This is a genomic window from Pseudomonas sp. F220 (assembly GCF_057813935.1).
On the sequence record NZ_JBVASJ010000012.1, the window covers coordinates 62,228 to 87,217 of the forward strand.

The 24,990-nt window shown below is 58.3% G+C and carries 23 protein-coding genes, 4 tRNA genes and 1 pseudogene; 18 read left to right on the forward strand and 10 right to left on the reverse strand.

Annotated elements, in window-relative coordinates; all coding sequences use genetic code 11:
• Positions 1–7: 7 nt before the first annotated feature.
• Positions 8–718: an NAD(P)H-dependent oxidoreductase gene (locus ACZYSM_RS13145; protein WP_489071925.1), complete on the forward strand. Its 711-nt coding sequence runs from the start codon at positions 8–10 to the stop codon at positions 716–718.
• Between the two features lie 98 nt (positions 719–816).
• Complete coding sequence (greB, locus tag ACZYSM_RS13150; protein ID WP_489071926.1) at positions 817–1,290, forward strand: transcription elongation factor GreB; 474 nt, start codon at positions 817–819, stop codon at positions 1,288–1,290.
• 43 nt (positions 1,291–1,333) lie between these two features.
• Here greB and ACZYSM_RS13155 read toward each other — a convergent pair whose 3' ends face one another.
• Entirely contained in the window at positions 1,334–3,838 is a 2,505-nt protein-coding gene (locus ACZYSM_RS13155) for an ABC transporter permease (RefSeq protein ID WP_489071927.1), read from the reverse strand.
• Positions 3,838–4,521 (reverse strand): ABC transporter ATP-binding protein, encoded by a 684-nt coding sequence (locus ACZYSM_RS13160; protein ID WP_489071928.1) that lies wholly within the window; start codon positions 4,519–4,521, stop codon positions 3,838–3,840. Before ACZYSM_RS13160 ends, ACZYSM_RS13155 begins: the two co-directional genes overlap by 1 nt.
• 10 nt (positions 4,522–4,531) lie before the next feature.
• Here ACZYSM_RS13160 and ACZYSM_RS13165 point away from each other — a divergent pair, with 10 nt between their 5' ends.
• The 3 genes from ACZYSM_RS13165 to ACZYSM_RS13175 all read left to right on the forward strand — a co-directional run bounded on the left by ACZYSM_RS13165 (position 4,532) and on the right by ACZYSM_RS13175 (position 6,564).
• Positions 4,532–5,137, forward strand: a complete 606-nt coding sequence (locus ACZYSM_RS13165; protein ID WP_489071929.1) for an arylesterase — start codon at positions 4,532–4,534, stop codon at positions 5,135–5,137.
• Positions 5,138–5,192: 55 nt separating this feature from the next.
• A complete protein-coding gene (locus ACZYSM_RS13170; RefSeq protein WP_019692935.1) occupies positions 5,193–5,486 on the forward strand; it encodes a hypothetical protein in 294 nt (97 codons plus the stop codon).
• 109 nt (positions 5,487–5,595) lie between these two features.
• On the forward strand, positions 5,596–6,564 hold the full coding sequence (locus ACZYSM_RS13175) for a L,D-transpeptidase family protein (RefSeq protein ID WP_489071930.1): 969 nt from the start codon (positions 5,596–5,598) through the stop codon (positions 6,562–6,564).
• 121 nt (positions 6,565–6,685) lie between these two features.
• Here ACZYSM_RS13175 and oprI read toward each other — a convergent pair whose 3' ends face one another.
• On the reverse strand, positions 6,686–6,937 hold the full coding sequence (gene oprI, locus ACZYSM_RS13180; protein ID WP_002553018.1) for an outer membrane lipoprotei OprI: 252 nt from the start codon (positions 6,935–6,937) through the stop codon (positions 6,686–6,688).
• A 648-nt stretch (positions 6,938–7,585) separates the two neighbouring features.
• Here oprI and ACZYSM_RS13185 point away from each other — a divergent pair.
• The 3 genes and pseudogenes from ACZYSM_RS13185 (at position 7,586) to ACZYSM_RS13195 (ending at position 10,212) form a co-directional block, all read left to right on the forward strand.
• Positions 7,586–7,867, forward strand: a complete 282-nt coding sequence (locus tag ACZYSM_RS13185) for a GNAT family N-acetyltransferase (protein WP_093422070.1) — start codon at positions 7,586–7,588, stop codon at positions 7,865–7,867.
• A 1,286-nt stretch (positions 7,868–9,153) separates the two neighbouring features.
• Positions 9,154–9,351, forward strand: a pseudogene (locus ACZYSM_RS13190) (HAMP domain-containing protein); the annotation flags it as partial.
• Positions 9,349–10,212, forward strand: a complete 864-nt coding sequence (locus ACZYSM_RS13195; protein ID WP_489072000.1) for a methyl-accepting chemotaxis protein — start codon at positions 9,349–9,351, stop codon at positions 10,210–10,212. The pseudogene ACZYSM_RS13190 and the gene ACZYSM_RS13195, both read left to right, overlap by 3 nt.
• Before the next feature lie 256 nt (positions 10,213–10,468).
• On the opposite strand, the gene ACZYSM_RS13200 is transcribed toward ACZYSM_RS13195, so the two are convergent.
• Positions 10,469–11,239, reverse strand: coding sequence for a hypothetical protein (locus ACZYSM_RS13200; protein ID WP_489071931.1), 771 nt, complete (start codon positions 11,237–11,239; stop codon positions 10,469–10,471).
• Between the two features lie 359 nt (positions 11,240–11,598).
• Here ACZYSM_RS13200 and ACZYSM_RS13205 point away from each other — a divergent pair.
• The 4 genes from ACZYSM_RS13205 (at position 11,599) to ACZYSM_RS13220 (ending at position 12,011) form a co-directional block, all read left to right on the forward strand.
• Positions 11,599–11,674: transfer RNA gene (locus ACZYSM_RS13205), tRNA-Glu, on the forward strand.
• A 2-nt stretch (positions 11,675–11,676) separates the two neighbouring features.
• A tRNA-Gly gene (locus tag ACZYSM_RS13210) sits at positions 11,677–11,752 on the forward strand.
• 104 nt (positions 11,753–11,856) lie between these two features.
• A tRNA-Glu gene (locus ACZYSM_RS13215) sits at positions 11,857–11,932 on the forward strand.
• Between the two features lie 3 nt (positions 11,933–11,935).
• Positions 11,936–12,011: transfer RNA gene (locus ACZYSM_RS13220), tRNA-Gly, on the forward strand.
• A 127-nt stretch (positions 12,012–12,138) separates the two neighbouring features.
• Here ACZYSM_RS13220 and ACZYSM_RS13225 read toward each other — a convergent pair.
• From ACZYSM_RS13225 to ACZYSM_RS13235, 3 genes are all read right to left on the reverse strand, one after another.
• The gene (locus tag ACZYSM_RS13225) at positions 12,139–12,777 is read right to left on the reverse strand and encodes a LysE family translocator (protein ID WP_489071932.1); all 639 of its coding nucleotides are present in this window, start codon (positions 12,775–12,777) and stop codon (positions 12,139–12,141) included.
• 1 nt (position 12,778) lies between these two features.
• Positions 12,779–13,549: a 2OG-Fe(II) oxygenase gene (locus ACZYSM_RS13230; RefSeq protein ID WP_489071933.1), complete on the reverse strand. Its 771-nt coding sequence runs from the start codon at positions 13,547–13,549 to the stop codon at positions 12,779–12,781.
• A gap of 104 nt (positions 13,550–13,653) precedes the next feature.
• Positions 13,654–14,280, reverse strand: coding sequence for an alanyl-tRNA editing protein (locus ACZYSM_RS13235; protein WP_489071934.1), 627 nt, complete (start codon positions 14,278–14,280; stop codon positions 13,654–13,656).
• 91 nt (positions 14,281–14,371) lie between these two features.
• On the opposite strand from ACZYSM_RS13235, the gene ACZYSM_RS13240 reads away from it, so the two are divergent.
• Entirely contained in the window at positions 14,372–15,370 is a 999-nt protein-coding gene (locus tag ACZYSM_RS13240) for a LysR family transcriptional regulator (RefSeq protein WP_489071935.1), read from the forward strand.
• Positions 15,371–15,604: 234 nt separating this feature from the next.
• Here ACZYSM_RS13240 and ACZYSM_RS13245 read toward each other — a convergent pair whose 3' ends face one another.
• Together ACZYSM_RS13245 and ACZYSM_RS13250 are read right to left on the reverse strand one after the other, a co-directional pair.
• The gene (locus tag ACZYSM_RS13245) at positions 15,605–16,003 is read right to left on the reverse strand and encodes a PA2817 family protein (RefSeq protein WP_489071936.1); all 399 of its coding nucleotides are present in this window, start codon (positions 16,001–16,003) and stop codon (positions 15,605–15,607) included.
• A 92-nt stretch (positions 16,004–16,095) separates the two neighbouring features.
• The gene (locus tag ACZYSM_RS13250; protein ID WP_489071937.1) at positions 16,096–18,543 is read right to left on the reverse strand and encodes an acyl-CoA dehydrogenase; all 2,448 of its coding nucleotides are present in this window, start codon (positions 18,541–18,543) and stop codon (positions 16,096–16,098) included.
• Positions 18,544–18,791: 248 nt separating this feature from the next.
• Here ACZYSM_RS13250 and ACZYSM_RS13255 point away from each other — a divergent pair, with 248 nt between their 5' ends.
• The 4 genes from ACZYSM_RS13255 to ACZYSM_RS13270 all read left to right on the forward strand — a co-directional run bounded on the left by ACZYSM_RS13255 (position 18,792) and on the right by ACZYSM_RS13270 (position 21,960).
• Complete coding sequence (locus ACZYSM_RS13255; protein WP_489071938.1) at positions 18,792–19,451, forward strand: transglutaminase-like domain-containing protein; 660 nt, start codon at positions 18,792–18,794, stop codon at positions 19,449–19,451.
• A gap of 43 nt (positions 19,452–19,494) precedes the next feature.
• Positions 19,495–20,118 carry a glutathione S-transferase family protein gene (locus ACZYSM_RS13260; RefSeq protein ID WP_489071939.1) on the forward strand — a complete coding sequence of 208 codons (624 nt, stop codon included), beginning with the start codon at positions 19,495–19,497 and terminating at the stop codon, positions 20,116–20,118.
• A 133-nt stretch (positions 20,119–20,251) separates the two neighbouring features.
• Positions 20,252–21,184 (forward strand): ABC transporter ATP-binding protein, encoded by a 933-nt coding sequence (locus ACZYSM_RS13265; RefSeq protein ID WP_489071940.1) that lies wholly within the window; start codon positions 20,252–20,254, stop codon positions 21,182–21,184.
• A complete protein-coding gene (locus ACZYSM_RS13270) occupies positions 21,181–21,960 on the forward strand; it encodes an ABC transporter permease (protein ID WP_489071941.1) in 780 nt (259 codons plus the stop codon). Before ACZYSM_RS13265 ends, ACZYSM_RS13270 begins: the two co-directional genes overlap by 4 nt.
• Before the next feature lie 143 nt (positions 21,961–22,103).
• On the opposite strand, the gene ACZYSM_RS13275 is transcribed toward ACZYSM_RS13270, so the two are convergent.
• Positions 22,104–22,619 (reverse strand): DUF2062 domain-containing protein, encoded by a 516-nt coding sequence (locus tag ACZYSM_RS13275; RefSeq protein ID WP_489071942.1) that lies wholly within the window; start codon positions 22,617–22,619, stop codon positions 22,104–22,106.
• Positions 22,620–22,754: 135 nt separating this feature from the next.
• On the opposite strand from ACZYSM_RS13275, the gene ACZYSM_RS13280 reads away from it, so the two are divergent.
• Positions 22,755–24,986, forward strand: a complete 2,232-nt coding sequence (locus ACZYSM_RS13280; protein ID WP_489071943.1) for a DNA internalization-related competence protein ComEC/Rec2 — start codon at positions 22,755–22,757, stop codon at positions 24,984–24,986.
• Positions 24,987–24,990: the final 4 nt, after the last annotated feature.

Here is a 24,990-nt window from a genome sequence, read left to right on the forward strand (position 1 = left end):
AATTCCCATGAATGTATTGATCGTCCACGCTCATCCCGAGCCCAACTCCTTTAGCGCAGCCTTGCGCGACCAGGCGGTAGAAACCCTGAAAGCCCAAGGGCATCAGGTACAGGTCAGTGATTTGTATGCAATGAACTGGAACCCGGTGGCCAGCGCCGATGACTTCTCCTCGCGGGAGAATCCGGACTATCTGGTCTATGCGCTGGAGCAACGTCTGGGCGTTAAAAGCCAGTCGCTGGCGGCAGATATCCAGCAGGAACTGGACAAGCTGCTGTGGGCCGACCTGCTGATTCTGAACTTCCCGATTTTCTGGTTCTCGGCGCCAGCGATGCTTAAAGGCTGGATCGACCGGGTATTGGTTTCCGGCGTCTGCTATGGCGGCAAACGTTTCTACGATCAGGGCGGGCTCAGTGGCAAGAAAGCACTGGTGACGGTGACGCTGGGCGGCCGTGAACACATGTTTGGCGACGGTGCGATTCATGGACCGCTGCAAGACATGCTGCGCCCGATCCTGCGTGGCACGTTGGCTTACGTTGGCTTTGACGTGCTGGAGCCGTTCGTGGCCTGGCATGTGCCGTACATCAGTGACGAGGCGCGCAAGGACTTCCTGCGTAGCTATCAGCAACGCCTGGAAAACATCGCCGACGACCAACCCATCGAGTTCCCGCGTCTGTCGCAGTTCGATGAGGCGCTTTACCCGTTGGTCGAGAAGGCTTGAGCGGGTAATCAGGACGAAGAAATTGCTGCGAGCCTTGGGTTTGCAGCGAACTTCTGAGTGGTAAGCTGGCCGCCGCGCCAGGAAAAGCGAGCAGACCATTGAGCACGAAAATAATCACGAAGGAGGGTCATGAGGCCCTGAAAAAGGAGCTGGATTACCTTTGGCGAGAGAAACGCCCGGACACCACCCGAAAAGTCACTTGGGCGGCTTCCTTGGGTGATAGAAGCGAGAACGCAGACTATCAATACAACAAGAAGCTGCTCAGGGAGATAGACCGCCGCGTACGTTACATCCGCAAGCGCCTGGAAGATATGCGGGTTGTGGAGTACTCACCGGAGCAGGAGGGGCGGGTATTTTTCGGTGCCTGGGTCGAGATTGAAAATGAAGCCGGTGAAACCAAGCGTTTTCGAATAGTCGGCTACGACGAGATTTACGAACGCATGGATTACATCTCCATCGATTCGCCGATGGCCCGTGCGTTGCTGAAGAAAGAAGTCGGAGACGACGTGGTCGTTCCTACTCCCAATGGCGACATGGAGTGGTGGATAAATAAAATCGAATACGTCAAATAGATTGCCGCACGGGCCGGCGCTCATGGAGCCCGACCCGAGCTAATCAACCCTCGCGCAGGACAGTCAGAGGGCTGGCGTTCAAGGCCCGTCGTGTGCCGAACACTCCGGCGCCACCCACCAGTAGCGCGCCGATCACCGGCAATAGCAGCAGCCACGGATGTGGATGCCAGACCAGATCGAATGTATAGCGGTAAAGCACCAGGCTCACCAACTCCGAACCCAATGCGGCCAACAGACCGCTGACTGCGCCCAACAAGCCGAACTCAATACGCCGTGCCTTGACCAGCAGTTGCCGCTCCGCGCCTAGGGCACGTAGCAGTGCGCCTTGGCGAATGCGTTCATCCAGCGTTGCCTGTAAACCGGAAAACAGCACCGCCATCCCCGCCGCCAGGACAAATAACAGCACGTACTCCACCGCCAGCGTGACCTGGGCGAGGATGCTGCGCAGCTGCGCGAGCAACGCTTCGACCTGAAGAATGGTCACTGCCGGGAAGGCCCGCGAAAGGTCGATGATCTGTTGGTCGTGACCGGCGGCCAGATAGAAGCTGGTCAGGTAGGTCGCCGGCAGGTCCTTCAAGGTCCCCGGCTGGAAGATCATGAAGAAGTTCGGCTGAAAGTTATCCCAGTTGATCGTACGCAGGCTGGTGACCTGCGCTTCGCGATTGACCCCGCCCACGGTGAAGATCAGATGGTCGCCTAGTTTGAGCTTCAGGCTTTCAGCCACTTTGGCCTCGACCGAAACACCCGGTATGTCACCGGAAGGCTGTTCAGACCACCACGAGCCCTGTGTAAGGACGTTGCCTGGTGGCAAGTTGGCAGCCCAGGTCAGGCTAAGATCGCGCTGGATGGCCCGATCACCTTCGGAATCCTTGCTGGCGATTGCCCGCACCGGTTCGCCATTGATGCTGATCAGCCTTCCCGGCACCACCGGATACAGCGGCGCCGATTGTGCGGATAGCTCAATCAAACGGCTGGTGAAAGCCTCTTTGTCGGCGGGCAGGATATTCAGTGCGAAATAGTTGGGGGCGTCTTTGGGCAGCTGGTTTTTCCAGGTGTCCAACAGTTCGCCGCGCAGCAGTGCGATCAGCGCCATCGATAGCAGAATCAAGCCGAAGGCCAGCGATTGACCCGCAGCTGCCAGCGGATGGCGCAGCAACTGGCCCAATCCCAGACGCCACGGCAGGGAGGCACGCGCCAGCAATCGGCGCAGGCTCTGCAACACCAGCAACAACAGGCCACCGAGCACCAGCGCGGCAATCACGCCGCCGCCGAGCAGGGCGAAGGTCAGCACCAGGTCCAGGCTCAAGCGCCACATGATCAGCGCAAGGGCGGCCAATGCCGCGCCATAGACCATCCAGGTGCTTGAGGGGATGGGCAGCATGTCCCGGCGCAACACTCGCAGTGGTGGAACACGCCCCAGGGCGGCCAATGGCGGCAGAGCGAACCCGGCCAAGGCCACCAGCCCGGTGCCGATCCCGGCGATCGCCGGCAGCAGACCGCCAGGTGGTACATCGGTCGGCAGCAGGTCGTGCAACAGATAAAACAAACCGAGCTGGGCAAACCAGCCGAGCAGGGCACCGCTGAGGCTGGCCAAGAGGCCGAGTACGGTCAACTGCACGCTGAACAACAGCATGGTTTCCCGGCGTGACAAACCCAGGCAGCGCAGCAATGCGCTGGCGTCGAAGCGCCGGATGGCGAAGCGGGTAGCGCTAAGTGCGACCGCCACGCCGGAAAGTAACACCGCCACCAGGCTGGCCATGTTCAAGTAACGCTCGGCCTTGCCCAGGGCGCCGCCGATTTGCCGGTTGCCATCGCGCGCGTCCTGCAATCGCTGGTTGGCGGCCAGGCCGGGCTTGATCAACTGTCGGTAGCTTTCCAGGGCGGGCGCTGTGCCGCGCCAGAGTTCACGGTAGCTGACCCGGCTACCGGGCTGCACCACGCCAGTGGCCTCAAGGTCTGCCAGATTGATCAGAACCCTGGGCGTCAGGCTGTAGAAATTGCCGGCGCGATCCGGTTCGTAGGTCAGCACCCGGGTCAGGCGCAGGGTTTTCATGCCGACATCGATGCTGTCGCCGATCTTCAGATTCAGCGCGGGCAACAGGCGGGCCTCGACCCAGGCTTCACCGGGTTTTGGGCCACCACCGGCTTCTTCCGGTGCGTAAGGAGCGACGGCGCTTTTAAGCTCGCCGCGTAATGGATACGCATCGTCGGCGGCTTTGATACTGGAAAGCTGAATACCGTTATCGGTGGCGATGACGCTGGAGAACTCAACCACTTGGGCATGTTTGAGGCCAAGCTCGGTGCCGCTTTGAATCTGTTCCGGTCGTGCTGGCGAGCTGCCCTCAAGCAGTAAGTCGGCCCCCAGAAATTCGGTCGCACGCAACAGCATGGCGCCGTTCAGGCGAGCACCGAAATAGCCGATGGCGGTGCTTGCCGCCACGGCGACCAGCAAGGCGAAGAACAGCACCCGTAGTTCGCCTGCGCGGGCATCGCGCAGTAATTGACGGATGGCGAGGCTGAACAGGCGCAACAGCGGCAGGCGTGCCATCAAGGCTCCAGTGGGGCGACCAGCAGGCCGGCTTCAAGGCGGATCAGACGCCGGCAGCGATGCGCCAGGCGTTCGTCGTGAGTCACCAGCACCAGGGTCGTGCCGCTTTCTTTATTGAGTTCGAAGAGCAAATCGCTAATGCGCTCGCCGGTGTGGCTGTCGAGGTTGCCGGTAGGTTCATCGGCGAACAGCACAGTGGGCTGCGCAGCAAACGCGCGGGCAATCGCCACCCGTTGCTGTTCCCCGCCGGAGAGCTGGCGGGGCGAGTGACTCAGGCGCTGGCCCAGGCCAACCCGTTCGAGCAGCTCCCTGGCGCGCTCGCGGGCGTCCTTGCGGCCGTCCAGCTCCAGCGGCAGCATGACGTTTTCCAGAGCGTTGAGGCTGTCGAGCAACTGAAAGGACTGGAAGACAAAGCCGACATGCTCGGCCCTGATCCGTGCGCGTTGATCTTCGTCCAGCGTGCTCAGGGCTCGACCGGCGAGCACGACTTCACCGCTGCTGGGCAGATCGAGACCGGCCAGCAGGCCGAGCAGGGTGGATTTGCCGGAACCGGAGGCGCCGACGATGGCCAGGCTGTCGCCCTTGTTCAATTCCAGGTTGAGTTCGTGCAGGATGGTCAGTTCACCTTCCGCGCTGGGAACCACTTTGCTAAGGTTCCGCGCAGTGAGAATGCTTGCGCCCATGGAGAGTCCGATGCGTGTGTGGTTTTTAAGTGCTGGCCTGGCCTTGATGTGCATGGCCCAGAACGCAGCGGCGGGTACTGTCCTGATCGTTGGCGATAGTATCAGCGCGGCTTTCGGCCTGGATACCCGCTTGGGCTGGGTGTCCTTGCTGGAGCAGAGGCTCAAGAGCGAAGGTTTTGCCGATAAAGTGGTCAATGCGTCCATCAGCGGTGACACCAGTGCTGGCGGCCAGGCGCGCCTGCCAGCGCTGCTTGCAGAGCATAAACCTGAGTTGGTCATCCTCGAGTTGGGTGGCAATGACGGCCTGCGCGGTCAGCTGCCAGCTCAATTGCAACAAAATCTTGCGTCGATGATCGACAGCTCCCGTGCCAGCGGTGCCAAAGTGCTCTTGTTGGGCATGCAGTTGCCACCCAATTATGGCGTGCGTTACACCAAGGCCTTTGCCGAGGTTTACAGCAATCTCGCCGAGGAGAAAAAGATCCCTTTGGTACCGTTTTTTCTCAAGGGGGTGGGCGGGATTCCCGAGCTGATGCAGCCCGATGGCATTCACCCGGCGGCGGTGGCTCAGGGCAAGTTGCTGGAAAATGTCTGGCCGACGCTAAAACCGCTGCTTTGACACTTTTCTACAGGCAGTCTTTCGGCTAAGGTGGCGCCCCGATTTGGAGCCCCCGATGCCGCGTCCCGCCTGGTCCTTGTTTGCCTATCAACTGATCGAGCCTGATGAACAGCTGGATCTGTTCGCCTGCCAGGAAGTCCGGGTGCATCTGGTTACGCGTCAACTGGAGCTGGGCGGCTCGGCCGACCGTACGCTGTGCGGTACCTTGTTACCGGCTCAGCCGCGCTGGTCGAGCGTCGACCGGACGGTTTTCCAGGATCAGCGCCTGTGTTCATTATGTCGGGCAATTCTCGAATCACAGAAACGTGGCACGTCGCCGATCTGGCCGGAATTGCGCTTCGAGCTTTAACCAGGATTTTCTACGCCTGCAACACCGGTCCGCCGAGCTGCCCCCCGCAGCCGTGGGCGGCGGTGTACAATCTTTCTTTTACTCGTTGATCATGCGAAGGATTTTCCGGATGTTGCCGCGTTTTCCCGCCGTCACCCGCTGCCTGTCTCTTGCCGCCTTGTGTGTGGCGGGCCCCGTTGCAGCATTGGAGCTACCGTTACCGCCGCCTGGTGAAGATATCGTCGGACAGGTGCAAGTGGTCAAGGCCAAGTATGAAGATACTTTCGCCGATCTGGGCACGACCTACGACCTGGGCTATCTGGAGATGGTTGCGGCTAACCCGGGTGTCGATCCATGGTTGCCGGGCGCGGGCACTGAGGTCGTGCTGCCGACGCGCTTCATTCTGCCGCCGGGCCCGCGTGAAGGCATTGTGATCAACCTGGCTGAATATCGCCTGTACTACTACCCCAAAGGCCGGAATGTGGTTTACACCTTCCCGCTGGGTATCGGTCGTGAAGGCTGGGGCTCGCCGATTGCCCACACCAGCATTGTCGCGAAAACCCCGAACCCGACCTGGACACCTCCAGCCTCGATCAAGGCCGAGCACGCCGCTGATGGCGACCCCTTGCCGAACGTGGTGCCAGCAGGCCCGGATAACCCGCTGGGGCCGTTCAAATTCACTCTCGGGACTCCGGGCTATCTGATCCACGGATCGAACAAGAAATTTGGCATTGGCATGCGTACCAGCCATGGCTGCTTCCGGATGTTCAACAATAACGTTCTGGAAATGGCCGGCATGGTGCCGGTGGGCACGTCGGTACGCATTCTCAACGATCCGTACAAATTCGGTATGAGCGGCGGAAAAGTCTATCTTGAAGCGCATACGCCGCTGGATGACAACGGTAATCCGTCCGTAGTCGACAAGCACACTGCGGTGATCAACGCCTTGCTCAAGCGTGAAGACCTGGCGAAAAACTTGCGTATGAACTGGGATGTGGTGCGTGACGTGGTCGCTGCTGAAGATGGTTTGCCGGTAGAAATCGCCGTACCGAACAATGCGCCGTTGGTGTCCGACGCAGCGATTGATCTGCAACAGTAATCGCTCTAAAAAAACCGCCGGGGCTTCACAGCTTCGGCGGTTTTTTATTGCCGTCAGAAAATCCGGGCAATAAAAAGCCGATCCAAGAATGGATCGGCTTGATAACAATCCCGAAGGATTATTACTTGCGGCTAGCTTTGTCCAGCATGCGCAGAGCACGCTCGTTAGCTTCGTCAGCAGTCTGTTGTGCTTTTTGAGCAGCAGCCAGAGCTTCATCAGCTTTACGATACGCTTCGTCTGCACGAGCTTGGGAGCGAGCTGCTGCGTCTTCAGTAGCAGTCAGACGTGCTTCGGTTTCTTTGGATACGCTGCTGCAACCAGTAGCCAGAACTGCGGCCAGAGCCAGAGCAGAGAATTTCAGAACGTTGTTCATCGTGTTCCCCTTCAAGGACTTTCTATTAAAGAGCTATCTCTTCAGAGTGAGGAAATAGCCGGCGTACATACTACCCATTACTTGTAGTAAGTAAACTCACGTTGCGCAAGAAGTAAAAAATATTCTAGGCCTTGAATATTTTTCGAGCAACTATTCATGAGACTGTATAAAAAGTATGCAGCTGTGAGGCCCGGGCTGAGTGAGCTGCTTGATAGTGGGGCATGAGTGCAATTTTTGGTGCCCGGGGCTGTTTTGGAGTGCAGGGGGAAGTAGGTCTATATTGATCGGTCTACACTTGTGTTCAGAATTTGCGGATCGGCTCACGTATCTTTGTCCATGTTGTGGTGACTTTAAGGCAGGGCGCTCGTCTTAAGTCTCAACATCCGGCAATGCACAGGCTATCGACCAGGGGGTGTTCGGTCGGGCCATCTCTACGTGACACAGAGCTGCGCCAGCGGGAGCTACGCGATGACAAGCGCGCCTTGAGCATTTACGGCAATGGCGCCTACTATTTGAAACGTGCTCAGCTGTGCGAGATCGGTAAGCTTTTCTCGGTGTCCAGACAGGCACGGGGTGGCGTAGTTGTTCCTTCGCCGGAAAAACATCGGTAAGGTAGGGGTCAGAATCCAAGACCCGCGAGGAGTAGTGATGAGCGAGGCGTTGTCCATCCACCATGACCAGGCTGGTCATCAGTTCGAGACCAATGTGGACGGTCATCGTGCCTACCTGACCTATATGGACCTGGGTAAGCAAACCCTGGACATCTATCGGACGTTCGTGCCCAACGCACTGCGTGGCCGAGGTATAGCTGCCGCTTTGACCGAACAGGCGCTCGAGTACGCAGAGCAAATGGGCTACACAGTGATTCCGTCGTGCTCCTATGTGGAGCGCTACATGGAGCGCCACCAACGGCACGCTGCGAAACTCTGATCAGGTACGCCTACAAAACCCGGGCTTGCCTTGCAATGCTGTTTACTCAAACGGTGCAGCTTGCGATTCACTGGATGCCGGGTCTTTGACCTTTTAAGCGCCTCGGGCCTCACTGGCCCGGGGCGTTTTGCTGTGGAAAACGTTCTGCACTTCGGCCCCAGGATAAGACCCGATGGTATGAAGATGTCGCGATGGGGTGGAGCCGCTTCACCAGCCGCTCTGTCGGATCGACCTAAACCATCCTGAAAACGACCTGAACGTAGCTTTTTGCCATTATTCAGACGCCAGAGACTTGTGCTCAAGGGCGGCCCATTGCGAATCTGCACAAATAGATAATGGCCTTTGTGCCATTCGGCATTGGAAGGGGACTAAGCGCAATGATTACGGCCGTTCAAGGACGTTTTGCCAACCTCGGTATGGCGAAAAAGCTGGGTGTCGGATTTTTTCTGGTATTGCTCCTTACGGCCTTGGTGGCGGCTATAGGCGTGTGGTCCCTACAGGAAATCAGTCATCGTTTCGATGGCCTCAAGCAAATGTCATCGCTCAACAGTAGCCTGCTTAAAGTGCGCTTGCTGGAGCAGAACTATGCCCTGCATGGCGACCCGAAAACCGTCGATGCCTTGCATGAAGGCGTTGACGGCCTTATCACGCTGGCGACGCAACTCAAGGCGCAGTCGGCGGCTAACGTGCCGGTGATGAACGACGTCGAACAGGCACTTGGGGCTTATCGCAAGGCCTTCGATGAGTTCGTCGAGCTAACCCAGTCCAAGGATCTTGCGCTGGAAATGGCCAGTTGGTCGGTTTCCAGCGTCGCCAACAACCTCGACGTGCTCCAGGCGGGTCTTGCCGATGATGGTTCCTATACGCTGAAGGAGTCCCAGGGTAAGGAGGGTGCAGAGTTTATCGAGCAAGCCAATCAGGTCAGTCAGGTATCCAGGTTGATGTTGCAGGCGATGAATGAAGCCCGCGTGCGTCTGGATCAGAGCCGCAAGGGTGAGGATGAGAGTGGGGAGCAAGGCAAGATCGAACAGGCTGACCAGGCGCTGACCCAGGCCGAGCAGCTCAAGGCAACAGTCAAGGACGCGGGGTATCAGACGGTCCTCAACGAAGTGGCCGGACATATCGCCAGTTTCAGCGAAAAGCTTACCGAATACACCGGTTTGCTGGCGCAGGAGAAAAAGGTCTCCCTGCAACTGCATGAGCGCGCCGCGCAAGTGGTTGATCGGGTCGATCAGGCCTATGCGGCCGAAGATCAGTCGATGCAGGTGCAGCTTAAAAAGAACTCAATGTTGATTGTTGGCTCGTCGGCATTGGCGCTGCTTGTCGGGTTGATCGCTGCGTGGGTGATTACCCGTCTGATTGTTGCACCACTGCGTAGCGTGATCCATGTCGCCCAACAGATAGCGGCGGGGGATCTCAGTGCGACGGTGGAGGTAACGCGCCGTGACGAAATCGGTCAACTGATGCTGGCGATGCAGCAGATGGGCGCTGGGCTCAGTGGCATCGTCAGTGGCTTGCAGGCCGGTATCGAGCAGTTGGCGAGTTCGGCTCAGTCGCTGTCGACGGTGACTGAGCAGACTAATCTCGAAGTCAGCAGCCAGAAAGAAGAAACCGAGCAGGTCGCCACGGCGATGAACCAGATGACTGCTACCGTGCATGACGTGGCGCGCAACGCCGAAGAGGCAGCCCAGGCTGCACAGAGGGCCGACGATAAGGTTGAAAGCGGTCAGAAGGTGGTCCGCCAGAGCATGCAGCGTATAGAGCAGCTCGCGGACTCGGCCACCTCGGCCAGCACCAGCATTGAAAGCCTCAGTGCGGAAATACAAAACATCGGCACGGTGCTCGGCGTGATCAAAAGCGTGGCCGAGCAAACCAATCTGTTGGCACTCAATGCGGCCATCGAAGCGGCGCGCGCCGGAGAGCAGGGCAGGGGCTTTGCGGTGGTTGCCGACGAGGTGCGGGCATTGGCCAGGCGTACTCAGCAATCCACTGAGGAAATCGAACGGCTGGTGAGCGCTTTGCGTTCGGCCGCAGATTCTTCGGTACAGCAAATTCAGAGCAGTGGTGAGTTGGTCAAACTGGCCGTCAGCGATGCGTTGCAGACCGAAAGCGCTCTGGGCAGCATTGCTGCCGCGGTATCGTTGATTCAGCAGATGAACCAGCAAATCGCCGCTGCCGCCGAACAGCAAAGTTCGGTGGCCGAAGAGATTAATCGCAGCGTCACCAGCATTCGCGCCAGTGCCGATCAGTCGTCATTGGCGATGCAGGGCAATGCAGCGTCCAGCATCGAGCTGGCGCAGTTGGGGGCAGAGCTGAAGGGGATGGTCGGGCACTTCCGGTTGTAGGGCGCGAGCTTCGATGCCGTCAGCGAGGTATGGGGTGCCTGCCAAAAGGTCGTCTGAACGTAGCCCGAACCTGCGGCAGCTCCTACGGGGTTTGTGTAGGCCTGCAAATTAGCGGGTGTACCCGGTCGGCGTTGGCGCTGCCGAAGGCTGCGATCTTGGCGATCTCACTCGCGAAGGCGCTCGCTCGGTTAACCTGATGTTGGTTAGGCAAGTCGACGCTTGCCGCACGAGTTGCTCATGCGGCAAGCAGCATCTCTTAGTCGTAAATCGCTTTCTTCTTCCAGTCAGCGTCGGCTTCTACCGTCTTCAGGCCTTCGGTCAACTCATTGACTTCATCTTCTGCCGGCTGAATGTTGGTCAGTACCATTGAGTTTGCGCGTGCCAGGAGTTTCTCCAGGTACTTGAGCTGCTCGTTGTAAACCACCGGTTCCGGTTGCTTACGCAGGTACTGCACGCCACGTTCGAACGCCAGGCGCGCCTGACCAGGCTGGTTCTGTTGCAGGGCATGCTGCCCCAGGTTGTTGAAGAACTCGATATGCAGCAGCACCAGGATATGGCGAATCTCTCTGATCCAGTGCTTGGCCTCATTGGTTGGCAGAAAGCCATCCTGTGCAGCCCGAGTAATCTGGCCGTGCAACGCCTCTAATAGAAAACGTACATCCTTGGCCTTGGCTTCGGTCTGGATCGGTGCCGGCGGGTTGTTGACCGGAATCGATTCACCTTGGGCGACCAGTGTGTTGAGTTCGGCTATCCGCGCCTTTATAGAAGCGTCGGATTTGTTCAGGCTCAGCAGGCGCTGAGTGACATTGAGTTCCAGCCGGGTCAACAGCAGTTTGAGTGCCGGTGTCATCAATTGGCCGGGGAAGGTCTCGGTGATTTCGCCGCAGCGGCGCAGGCGATCGTTGAGTTCGACCTTGGTGCGCGCTTTTTCCAGCTTATTGTTTTCCACCACATGGTTCATGTAGCCAATGGCGATCAGTATTGCGATCCCGGCTACTACTAGCAGGGTGATCATGAGTGGTGTCACCGTTAAGACCTCTTTATAGGGTTTGCGTGCGAGTGTAGTGGCTTAGTATTTGAGCGCATAGGGCTGCGCGACGAGTTGAAACGCGTTGTCGCGTCGCTATTCAAAGGTGGCGATTGGATGGATGCACATTGCCATCATTTGCTGCGTTGGACTATAACGTCTTGTCGGGTGCCAGAATATAGGCGCCAAAGCCTGGGCGGGGGAAATGCCGAAACGGTCCCCGAAACCATAGCGAAGTCATTGATTTAAATATATTTATATCAAGGGGTTGACGACTTCCCAATCCATACATAGAATGCGCGCCACTTACAGCGTAAAGCACACAGCAAAGCGCAGTAAGTAGTGAATGTTGTACGTGTGTCCCCTTCGTCTAGTGGCCTAGGACACCGCCCTTTCACGGCGGTAACAGGGGTTCGAGTCCCCTAGGGGACGCCATTGCGGGAATAGCTCAGTTGGTAGAGCACGACCTTGCCAAGGTCGGGGTCGCGAGTTCGAGTCTCGTTTCCCGCTCCAATTTTAAACAGCCTTGCTTTCGGGCAGGGTTGAGTGAAACCAGAACCAAGTCTTCGGATGCGGGTCTGGGCACTGGAACACACACCATGTGTTCCGGGCAGCGTGTCCCCTTCGTCTAGTGGCCTAGGACACCGCCCTTTCACGGCGGTAACAGGGGTTCGAGTCCCCTAGGGGACGCCATTTGCGGGAATAGCTCAGTTGGTAGAGCACGACCTTGCCAAGGTCGGGGTCGCGAGTTCGAGTCTCGTTTCCCGCTCCATTTCACGAAAACGCCGCTCTCTGAGCGGCGTTTTTGTTTGTGCGTTATGTGTGATCCAGTGTGAACTCGACACTGTAAAAAAGGCCCGCCAGTCATGCTGAGCGGGCCTTTTGCATTGTGAGTCAAATCACATCGACAGGATCAATCGCCCAGCGAACAAAATCAGGATCACGCCCATGGTCCGTTCGAACCAGTGGCCCATGCGCATGAACAGCAGTCGCACGCGGGCGCTGGAAAAGAACAGCGCGACGATGACGAACCACGCGGCATTCACAAAACACATCCAGACCCCGTAAAGCGCTTGAATCTTCAATGGCGTCGAAGCGCTGATGACCGTCGTGAAAATCGCCAGGAAGAACAGTGTGGCCTTGGGGTTGGTGGCATTGGTCAGGAATCCGGTCATGAACGCTTTGGGCAAGGTCTGACGTTCCATTTGCTCCGGCGTAGCGTGACCACCTTCAACAGCGGTTTTCGGTTTACTGCGCAGCAGGCTCACGCCGAGATACAGGATGTAGGCGCCGCCGACGACCTTGGCGACGCTCAGCAACCATGGTGTGGTGTGCATCAGCGCGCCAACCCCGAGCAAGGTGTAAAGCACATGCACCGAAATGCCTGCGCCGATACCGATGGCTGTGCACAACCCGACCACCCGACCATAGCGCACGCTCTGGCGGATAGTGACTGCGAAGTCCGGTCCAGGGGCGACCACTGCCAGAAAGTGGATCGTAGCCAGTGCGAGAAATTCGCCTAGGTAGTTCGAAAGCATTTCAACTCCAGTAAGTAAGGGGCGAGGCATTGCCCCGATAGCCGACAAAAAAAGACAGGCTCAATCGCGGGTCGGCCACACCCGGGGTGACCGAGTGCATGCGCCGGGAATTGAACATGATGAAGTCGCCCGGTTCAGGGAGGATTTCCAGCGAGGGAGGGCCGAGCAGGGCCGGGTCGATACCGTAGCTATCGCCGCGCATTTCATCGAATTGATCGGGTGAAATGTCGTCGTCCCACATTTGCAGTGCGCCGCCTTCGGACGGCATGTTCAGGTAGACGTTGCAGGCAAACTGCGCCTCCAGGCTGCGCGCCTGAAAGCTGTCGGGAGCATCCTTGGCGAAAATGTCGTGGTGGGCGAGAAAGCACACGCCAGGTTTGACCACTCGCGACAGGCCGACGTACATCTTGCGACCGTAGAGGTTTTCCAGGTGCGCGCCGGCCGGCCAGGACTCATCCAGCATGCAGCGCAGGGTGTCGACCGGTGAGGGGTAAGGTGCGCAGCGAGTGCGCAGTTCTGCGATGTTTGATATCGCACGTTCAAAGTAATCTTCAATCAGCAGTGGTTGGTTTTCTGCCTCGTAAAAGGCCATGCCGATGCGGCCGATGCTGGGCGCGTTGATATAGCCCTCAAAGCCGGGAGCGAGAATCTTGTCGCCAATCCGGATCGCCAGTGGCTCAGGGAGAAACCCCCTCACACGAATGGCCAGCACTTCTTCATTGGCGAGTTTTTTTATGCACGTCTCATCGAGACGCTCGACGTCAAGCATCATGTCTAAGGTCCATCTATAAGATATGTCGTTGAGCCCGCAAAGGCGGGCTGCGCCTGCTTCAGGCGATAAATCGCATCGTGTCTGGAGCGACATCGCCGAATAGATCAGTCCACGCTGTAGTGAACCGAAAGCGTTCCCTTCTTCTGTGAGAGAGAAGCGATCTTGACCGTGCCTAATTCCTGTAGGCGACGTACATGGGTGCCGCCGCAGCCGTAAGCGGGCAACTCGCCGAAACCGATTTCGCGTGTGCCCTCGCGCAGGGAAATCAGCCGCGGCAGGTCATCGGCAATCCATTGATCCAGGACGTTCTGGAGGGTGTCGACATCAAAGTCCTGCGGACGTTCTCCCGGCTTGAAGGTAACCCGTCCTTCGCCGGGCCAGTGATGGGCTTTGATCGGGGTCCAGCCGAGCGTTTCAGCAAAGTGGCCGATCAAGTGGCCAGCCGAATGCATTCGGGTGTTGAACCGGCGGCGCTGTTCATCCACTCGTACTTGCACCATCCCCAGCTTTACCGGGTGGTTCACGTAATGGACGATTCGGTCGGGCTCCTGGGTGACGCGCACTACCTGGCTTTCGCCAATCCAGCCGGTATCAAACGGTTGCCCACCGCCTTGGGGGTGAAAGAGCGTTGCGCGCAGGACCACGGCAAATTCGTTCTCATAGGGCGTGCAATCCAGGACTTCCACATTGGCTTTGAGGTCATCACTATGGAAAAAGAGGCGAAGCGTCATATTCCATACTCTTATTAGAATTTCTATTTTTTATTATATGGATGCGGGAATTGCGTGATAATCCATTCAAACATCAAAGGACTGTTGCGCTGTGAGCATAAATCTTCCACTTCCTTTGCTGGGTGAAATGGCGATTTTCGTCAAGGTTGTCGAGACCGGCAGTTTCTCGGAAGCGGCACGGCAACTGGGTTCGTCGCCTTCTGCGGTGAGTCGCAGCATCTCGCGACTGGAAAAAGCCTTGGCCACCCGACTGCTGCAACGCACCACGCGCAAGTTACGGCTCAGCGACGGCGGCGAAGAGGTCTTCAAGCGCTGTCAGGAGATGGTCAGTGCGGCCAGGTCGGTGATGGAAATCAGTGGCCAGTACACCCATGAGGCCGAGGGTCTGGTACGAGTGAGTGTGCCCAAGGCAGTGGGGCGGTTTGTGATTCATCCGCACATGCCGGAGTTCTTGCGTCGCTATCCGAAGGTCGATGTGGAGTTGTTGCTCGAAGACCGCAACGTGGACTTGATCGACGATAACGTGGACCTCGCCATTCGTATCACTGATCGACCTCCCGCCGGGCTGGTCGGGCGCCAGTTGCTGACCATCGATCACTTGCTGTGTGCGACGCCGCAGTACCTGGCCGAGCATGGGACGCCCACTCATCCTCATGATCTGCTCAATCACAGTTGCATTTATTTGGGCGAGACGCCGAGTGATGCACGCTGGAAGTTCAAGCAGGGAACCAAAGCGGTGACCGTGGGTGTGCGCGGACGTTACGCGGCTAACCACACTGGCGTGCGACTGGGGGCGGTGCTTCAGCATATCGGGATTGGTAGCTTGCCGTACTTCACCGCCCGTTATGCGCTGGAGCAGGGGCTGATCGTGCAGGTGCTGCCGGACTGGACGTTCCTCGCTTCGTATCACGGCGGCGCCTGGCTGCTGCATTCGCCGACGCGCTATTTGCCGCCGAAGCTGCGGGTGTTGATCGACTATCTGGTGGAGTGCCTGGAAAAGGAACCGACGCTGAGCAAGCCGGGCAGGTTGAGTGTTTCCAGTAAAGCTGCACTGGCGTACGAGCTCCCGGAGAGTGACGGGTTGCTTTGAAAACACAAGATCAAAAGATCGCAACCTATCGGCAGCTCCTACGAGGATATGCATGCACCTGGGAATTGCGGGTGTACCCGGTCGGTGTAGGAGCTGGCGCAGCCTGCGATCTTTTCGCCGGCACCCAAGATCAAAAGATCGTCCGAACGCGGTCTTCCTCGCGCAGCATTTCTTGAGCAAATAAAAAGGCCCGTCGGTTTAACCGAGCGGGCCTTTTGCGTTACTGATCGTGGATCAGTGCTTGCTGTCCTGATTCGACATCGACAGCAGCTGTTTTTCCTGGTTCCAGTCGAACGGTTCGTCGTTCTGTTCAGCTTCATAACGACGATCTTCGAGGGCTTGGTACAGGCTGATCTCGTCGTCGGGCATGAAGTGCAGACAGTCGCCAGCGAAGTACCACAGCAGATCGCGTGGCACCAGGTGGGCAATCTGCGGATAACGTGCGATGACCTGGCAGATAATGTCCTGCCCCAGGTACTGGCTTTCGATTGGGTCGACCGGCAGTTGCAGCATCAGTTCGTCGAAGCGCTCGAGGAAAAGTTCATGGCTTTCTTCCGGCACTTGTTCGGCTTCACCCAAGGCGACCAGGATGCTGCGCAAGTGTGCGAGCAGGGCGAGAGTGTGGTCGAGCATAACGGGAGTCCTCTAGAACTAAAGCAAAACGGGCGCGAGAGTATATAACTCCGGCACCCGCTTTTCATAATTGAACAGCTATACGGACTGGCTTAGCGGGTTTTACCCTCGCTCAGCGTGAGTTCGTCTTTGGCAAAGTCATCGACGTCGATGACCTTGCGCCGCGCTGCTTCTGCTTCACGCAAGGTCTGGGCTTCAACCGGTTGCAAGACGCCAGCCTCCAGTGCGGCATCGATGGCATGTTCGCCGGCAACAGGTTTGACCTGGCCGCTTTTCAGCGCCGTATGGAGTTTTTTCTGCAGCGGTTGGGCGGCGCTCAGCAGGGTGCAGGCGTGCTGCAGGGCGCCGACCGGATCCTCTGTCGATTGCGGGCGATAGCAGCCCCCCAGTAACTCCTCGAGGGTCGGATCGCCTTTGGCGCGGCCGATGACGGCAGCGACTTCAGCCTCCAGCTTATCTGACGGCCCTTTGTGCCGACGACCGAGCGGGAATACCACCACCCGCAGCAGACAGCCGAGTACCTTGCTCGGGAAGTTAGTGAGCAGTTCGTCCAATGCGCGTTCGGACTGGCCGAGGCTTTCTTCCATGGCCCAGGCGAACAGTGGATGCAGATGCTCCGGTGAGTCGAGGTCGTGATAACGCTTGAGTGCAGCGGAGGCCAGATACATGTTGCTCAGCAAATCACCGAGGCGCGCGGACAGGCGTTCGCGGCGTTTCAGTTCGCCGCCCAGCAGCATCATGCTGAGGTCGGCGAGCATGGCGAAGGCCGCGGCCTGACGGTTGAGGGCACGGAAGTAGCCTTGGCTGAGTTTGTCCCCTGGCGTGCGCTCGAAATGCCCAAGACCAAGGTTCAACACCAAAGTGCTGGCGGCGTTGCTTACGGCAAAACCGATGTGCTTGAGCAGCAGACCGTCGAATTCGATCAGCGCCTGTTGTTGGTCTTCGCGGCCGGCGAGGGCCATTTCCTGGAGTACGAACGGATGGCAGCGAATCGCGCCCTGACCGAAGATCATCAGGTTGCGTGAGAGGATGTTCGCGCCTTCGACCGTGATGCAGATCGGTGCACTTTGCCAACTGCGGCCGAGGTAGTTGTTCGGACCCATGATGATGGCCTTGCCGCCATGGACGTCCATGGCGTGGCTGATGCACTCGCGGCCGCGTTCGGTCAGGTGGTATTTGAGAATCGCCGAGAGCACCGAGGGTTTCTCGCCGAGGTCTACCGCATTGGCGGTGAGCATCCGCGCGGCGTCCATCAGCCAGGCATTGCCGCCGATTCGGGCCATTGCTTCCTGAATCCCTTCGAAGGCTGACAGCGGTACGTTGAATTGCTCGCGAACCTGCGCGTATTGGCCGGTCACCAGGCTAGTGAACTTGGCTGCACCAGTGCCGACGGCCGGCAGCGAAATAGAGCGCCCGACCGACAGGCAATTCATTAGCATCATCCAGCCTTTGCCGAGCATCTCCTGGCCGCCGATGAGGAATTCCAGTGGCACGAATACATCCTTGCCGGCGTTCGGGCCGTTCATGAACGCGGCGCCCAGCGGCAGGTGGCGGCGGCCGATTTCCACACCGGCAGTGTCGGTCGGAATCAACGCGAGGCTGATGCCCAGGTCTTCTTCGTCACCGAGCAAATGCTCAGGGTCATAAGCCTTGAAGGCCAGGCCGAGCAAGGTGGCAACCGGGCCGAGGGTGATGTAGCGCTTTTCCCAGTTCAGGCGCAGGCCGAGGGTTTCTTTACCTTCCCATTCACCTTTGCAAATGACCCCGGTGTCCGGCATTGCTCCTGCATCGGAACCCGCCAATGGGCCGGTCAGAGCAAAGCAGGGGATATCGTCGCCGCGGGCCAGCCGGGGCAGGTAATGGTTGCGTTGTTCGTCGGTGCCGTAATGCAGCAAGAGTTCGGCCGGACCGAGGGAGTTGGGCACCATCACGGTGGATGCCAGGTCGCCGCTGCGGGTTGCCAGTTTCATCGCCACTTGAGAGTGGGCGTAGGCCGAGAAGCCTTTACCGCCGAACTCCTTGGGAATGATCAGGGCAAAAAAGCCGTGCTGTTTAATGTGATCCCACGCTTCTGGCGGCAGGTCCATCGATTGGCCAATCTGCCAGTCACTGACCATGGCGCAAAGCTCATCGGTCGGGCCATCGATGAACGCCTGTTCCTCTTCGCTCAGTTGCGCTTTCGGATAGGCCAGCAGTTTGTTCCAGTCCGGGCGACCGCTGAACAGTTCGCCATCCCACCAGACCGTGCCGGCATCAATGGCGTCGCGTTCGGTTTGCGACATTGGCGGCAAGGTCTTTTGAAACCAGCTGAACAGCGGTGCAGTGAAAAATTTGCGTCGCAGGTCCGGCAACAGCAGGGGCGCGGCCACTGCCACGAGCATCACCCAGAAAATCAGTAACAGCCAGCCTGGTGCATGGCTGAAGGCGCCCATCGCCAGCAGATAGACGGCGACCACGCCCAAAGCGGGCAGAGGCGCGGTGCGGCGATGCGCCAGATAGGCAATCCCGACCACCAGAACCAGTATCCACAACAGCAGCATATTTAATCCTCCGTGAAACCAAGGGCAAAACCACCCATAGAGCTTAGACGGCATCCGCGAAACAGGGTGGTAAGAGCGATGTGTTTGAAAACGTGGGAAGCATTGGGTGAAATTCGTGAGTTAACTCAATTGCGGACGGTTGAAATCTTCCGCAAATGGGGCGGCAAGCGCTGATGTTTGGCCGAAACGTCGTTATCTCTGTACCAGGGCTGTCGCTAGACTCGTGGCTTCCCCAGGAGATTGTTCTCATGCACGAGTATCTGAGTCCCGGCCGCTTCATCGATAGTGACCACCCCGCGGTGGTGGAGTTCGCCGAAAAACATCGCGGCGGCAGTCGTGACCCACTCGAACAGGCGATCAATCTCTATTACGCGGTGCGCGAGGCCGTGCGCTACAACCCTTACACGTTCAGCCGTGATCCTGAAACCTTGCGCGGCAGTTACGCGCTGGCGACGGGTGAAAGCTATTGCGTACCCAAGGCCACTTTACTGGCCGGATGCGCCCGGCATTGTGGGATCGCCGCGCGGATCGGTCTGGCGGATGTGCGCAATCACCTGTCTACCCCGCGTTTGATCGAGCTACTCAAAAGCGATGTGTTCGCCATGCACGGCTACACCGAGCTGTATTTGCATGGGCGTTGGGTCAAGGCTACGCCGGCGTTCAACCAGAAGCTGTGTGAGCTATTCGATGTGGCGCCGCTTGAGTTCGACGGGGTCAACGACAGCGTGTTCCACCCGTTCAATCGCCAGGGGCAGCAGTCGATGGAGTACCTGGTGGATCACGGGCCGTTCGCGGATGTGCCTGAAGCGTTTTTCTTCGAGCATCTGGAAAAATGCTATCCGCATTTGTTCAGCGATCAGCTGCCAGTCCTGTTGGGTGATATGCAGACCGATTTGAGTCGGGCCTGATCCGGCGTAGACTGCCCCGGCATTCATCCATCAAGGGGCGGTCATGCTGAAAATTTGGGGTCGGAAAAATTCGTCGAATGTCAGAAAAGCACTCTGGTGCGCCGAAGAGCTCGGTCTGACCTACGAGGCAGTGGACGCGGGCGGTGCCTTTGGTGTGGTCGATACACCTGAATACCGTGCCATGAACCCCAATGGCCGAATTCCGCTGATCGAAGACGACGGCTTCGTACTCTGGGAGTCCAACACCATCGTGCGTTATCTGTGCGCTAAGCATGCCGCCGATTCGGCCTGGTACCCGGCGGATATACAGGCGCGGGCCACTGCCGAAAAATGGATGGACTGGACCACCTCGACCTTTGCCGAACCGTTCCGTCATCTGTTCTGGGGTGTGTTGCGCACCCCGGCGGATCAGCAAGATTGGGTCAAGATCGATGCCGCACAAAAAACCTGTGCCGAGTTGCTTTCGATGGTCGATCAGGCACTGGCCGAGCATCCTTATCTGTCCGGTGATGAAATCGGCATGGGCGATATTCCGCTGGGCAGCTTTATTTATGCCTGGTTTGAGATGCCCGTCGACCGCCCGCAAATGCGCCATCTAGAGGCCTGGTATGAGCGCTTGAAGCAACGACCGGCTTATCAGAAAGCCGTGATGACTGCGTTGACTTAATACTGACTATCAATACAGGTGACTGTACTTGTGCGGCGTCGACAAGCACCATTGGTCTTGTGCGCCGCCGTTGTATTGCGTGCGGTCCGCCCTTATTTGTAACTTTCTTCCCTTCTTGGTGCGTAAATCCGATATGAGTTCCGCTCTGTCCATCCGGCAGCTAACCAAAACCTACGGCAACGGTTTCCAGGCCCTGAGTGGTATCGATCTGGATGTCGCCGAAGGTGATTTTTTCGCCTTGCTCGGCCCGAACGGCGCCGGCAAATCCACCACCATCGGCATTCTCTCGACCCTGGTGAACAAGACCAGCGGCACGGTGAGTATCTTTGGTCATGACCTCGATCGCGAACCCGCCGCGCTCAAGCGCTGCATTGGCGTGGTGCCGCAAGAGTTCAACTTCAACCAGTTCGAAAAGACCTTCGACATTGTCGTGACTCAGGCTGGCTACTACGGTATCCCGCCGAAAATCGCCAAGGAGCGGGCCGAGCAATACCTGACCCAGCTTGGTCTGTGGGACAAACGTGATGTGCCGTCGCGTTCGCTGTCCGGTGGCATGAAGCGCCGGCTGATGATCGCCCGCGCACTGGTGCATGAACCGCGCCTGTTGATCCTCGACGAACCGACTGCCGGGGTGGATATCGAGCTGCGTCGTTCGATGTGGACCTTCCTCACCGAGTTGAACCAGAAAGGCATCACCATCATCCTCACCACCCATTACCTGGAAGAGGCTGAGCAGCTGTGCCGCAACATCGGCATCATCGACCATGGCACGATTGTCGAGAACACCAGCATGCGGCAGTTGCTTAGCCAACTGCATGTCGAGACCTTTCTGCTCGATCTGAAAAGCGACATGAAAGTTGCGCCGCAGCTGATCGGTTATCCGAACCGCCTGGTCGATAGCCACACCCTGGAAGTTCAGGTCGATAAAGCGGTTGGCATCACCGCTCTGTTTAGCCAATTGGCCGCACAGAACGTTGAGGTGCTGAGCTTGCGTAATAAAACCAATCGCCTTGAGGAGTTGTTCGTGTCCCTGGTGGAGAAAAATCTGTCGAAGGTGGCGGTATGAGTTCTGAGCTGCAACCCAACCTCGTTGCACTCAATACCATCGTCTACCGTGAAGTCCGGCGCTTTACCCGAATCTGGCCGCAGACCCTGCTACCGCCGGCGATCACCATGGTTTTGTACTTTGTGATCTTTGGCAACCTGATCGGTCGGCAGATCGGTGATATGGGTGGTTTCACCTATATGGAGTACATCGTGCCTGGGCTGATCATGATGTCGGTGATCACCAACTCCTACGGCAACGTGGTCTCGAGTTTCTTCGGCAGCAAGTTCCAGCGCTCTATCGAAGAGCTGATGGTCTCGCCGGTTTCGCCGCATACCATTCTGATTGGCTACACCTTGGGCGGCGTGTTGCGCGGGCTGATGGTCGGGGTGATCGTGACGTTGCTATCGCTGTTCTTCACCGATCTGCAAGTGCATCACTTGGGTGTGACCATTCTGGTGGTGGTGCTGACAGCGACGATTTTCTCGCTGTTGGGTTTCATCAACGCCGTGTTTGCACGTAACTTCGACGATATCTCGATTATCCCGACATTCGTGCTGACGCCGCTGACCTACCTGGGCGGGGTGTTCTACTCGATCACCTTGTTGCCGCCGTTCTGGCAGACCGTGTCGCTGGCCAACCCGGTGCTGCATATGGTCAACGCTTTCCGCTACGGCATCCTCGGGGTGTCGGATATCAAGATCAGCGTGGCCATCACCTTTATGCTGGTCGCGACGGTAGTGCTGTATTTCGGATGCGCCCGTCTGCTGGTCAGCGGGCGCGGTATGCGCACGTAGGAGCTGCCGCAGGTTCGGGCCGCGTTCGGACGATCTTTTGATCTGCGCGTTCGCCCGGTCACGCATTGTCCGCCGAAAAGATCGCAGGCTTCGCCAGCACCTACAAATCAAATACGGCACCCGAGGGTGCCGTTTTTGCATTTTTACAGGCGACTTTTTTTGCGCCGCTTCCATTGCCGGCTGACCCACCAGCGCCAGTAGAGCATCGTCAGGCAATAGCCGAGGGCGCCCAGCACCAGGCCGGCGACTAACGAGCCGAGAAGGAAGGGTTGCCATAGGGTCGACAGCTCCCCGCTGATCCATTCCCATGTCAACTCGTCAGGCAGGCTTCTGGCTGGCACATTCATCAGCCAGGCACCTATCTGGTAGGTGCAGAAAAATACTGCGGGCATGGTAATCGGGTTGGTCAACCAGACCAGGCTGACGGCAATCGGCAAGTTGCCGCGCACCGAGATCGCCAGAAAGGCCGCCAATAGCATTTGCAACGGAATCGGCATGAACGCGGCAAACAGCCCAACGGCCATCGCGCGTGCTACCGAGTGGCGATTGAGGTGCCAAAGGTTCGGGTCATGCAGCAGCGTGCCGAGAAAGCGTAAGGATTTGTGTTCCCTGATGCTGGTCGGGTCTGGCATGTAACGTTTGAATAGGCGCCGGGGCATAGGGCTTCTCGGTCGGTTCAAGCGGCAAGTATGCCCGGATTCTACGGATGGCAAATTCAGACTTTGTGACAATTAATAAAGCTGCCCCCGCGCGACTCGGCTATTCCGAGAGAATGAACTTTCAAGGACGGGCTTATGCGCACAGGGATGTTTGCGCTCGCGTTGGGTCTGTTGACCCTGCGCTTCTTGCCGGCGCTGCCGCCGAGCTGGTTATTGCTGCTGTTGCCAGTGCTGGGATTGATGCTTTTACCGTTTCGGACTTATCCACTGGCATTTTTTCTGTTCGGCTTCAGTTGGGCGTGTGCGGGCGCGCAGTGGGCTTTGAATGATCGTCTGGCGCTCAGTCTCGACGGACAAACACGCTGGGTCGAAGGACGCGTGGTGGGCTTGCCGCAAAACGCCGAGGGTGTGGTGCGTTTCGAACTTGAGGGCGCGCAGTCTCGGCGGACTCAATTGCCAAAGTCGATGCGGTTGGCCTGGTACGGCGGGCCGGCGGTCAACAGCGGCGAACGCTGGCGTCTGGCGGTCAAGCTCAAGCGCCCCGGCGGCTTGCTCAATCCCCATGCGTTCGATTACGACGCCTGGTTGCTGGCGCAACGAATCGGCGCCACTGGCACCGTCAAGGACGGGCAGTTGCTCAGAAGTGCCCAGTGGGCATGGCGCGACGACATCAGGCAGCGACTATTGAACGTCGATGCACAGGGCCGGGCAGGTGCGTTGGCAGCCTTGGTGCTGGGCGACGGCGCCGGGCTGACACCCACCGATTGGCGGGTTCTGCAAGATACCGGCACTGTGCATTTGCTGGTGATTTCCGGGCAACACATTGGTCTGCTGGCCGGGTCGATTTATATGCTGATCGCCGGGCTGGCACGGTATGGGGTATGGCCGAGGCGTTTGCCCTGGTTGCCGTGGGCCTGCGCGTTGGCCTTTTGCGCGGCGTTGGGTTACGGCCTGCTGGCCGGGTTCGAAGTGCCGGTACGCAGAGCGTGCGTGATGATCGGTCTGGTCCTGCTCTGGCGGCTGCGGTTTCGGCATTTGGGTGCCTGGTGGCCACTGTTGCTGGCGTTGAACGCCGTCCTGTTACTTGAGCCGCTGGCGAGCTTGCAGCCGGGATTTTGGCTATCGTTTGCGGCGGTGGCGGTGTTGATATTCACCTTCAGCGGACGGTTGGGCGCCTGGAGTGGATGGCAGACCTGGACCCGTGCCCAATGGTTGATCGCTATTGGTTTGTGTCCTTTGCTGCTGATTCTTGGCTTGCCCATCAGCATCAGCGGGCCGCTGGCCAATTTAGTCGCCGTGCCTTGGATTAGCCTGGTGGTGTTGCCTCCGGCCTTGCTGGGAACCTTGCTCCTGCCGCTGCCGTATATCGGTGAGGGGCTGCTGTGGCTGGCTGGCGGCCTGATCGACTGGCTGTTTCAAGGACTGGCGCTAGTGGCGGGCTATGTGCCTGCGTGGGTGCCCGCGGCGATTCCTCTTTGGGTCTGGGGGATAAGCGTTCTTGGTGCTTTTCTACTGTTATTGCCCAAAGGATTGCCGTTGCGGCTTTTGGGTTGGCCGATGCTGCTGTTGATGGTTTTTGTGCCGCACAAAACAGTATCCCAAGGCCAGGCCGAAATCTGGCAGCTGGATGTCGGGCAGGGGTTAGCCATCATCGTGCGTACTCGTCATCACACTTTGTTGTATGACGCCGGGCCGCGTTTCGGTGATTTCGATCTCGGAGAGCGGGTGGTGCTGCCGTCGCTGCACAAGCTGGGCGTGCGAGAGCTGGACCTGATGCTGCTCAGCCACGCCGACGCCGATCATGCCGGTGGTGCTCGTTCGGTTCTGCGAGGGCTGCCGGTGGCACGCGTGGTGAGTGGCGACCCGGCTGCTTTACCTGACGAGCTGCAAGCGCAGTCGTGCGAGAGTGGCAAGAAATGGGAATGGGATGGGGTGAGTTTCGAACTCTGGCAATGGCCATCCGCCACCGACAGCAATCAGAAATCCTGCGTGTTGCAGGTTCAGGCCAATGGTGAACGCCTGCTATTGACCGGTGATATTGACGCCCAGGCCGAGCGCGCATTGCTGGACAGTCCTTTGGCCGTTGCCACTGACTGGCTACAGGCGCCGCACCATGGCAGTCGCAGCTCGTCCTCCATGGCGTTTCTCAACGCTCTGTCGCCTACAGCGGTGCTGATCTCGCGCGGGCGCGGCAATTCGTTCGGTCATCCCCACCCGCAAGTGATGGCGCGTTACCGCAAGCTGGACATGATTGCTTATGACAGTGCAGAGCAAGGCGCCCTGCGCGTGCAGTTGGGCGCCTTCAAGCTGCCTGAGGCAATGCGCCAGCAACGACGCTTCTGGCGCGATCCGGTCGGGAGCAAATAACCGT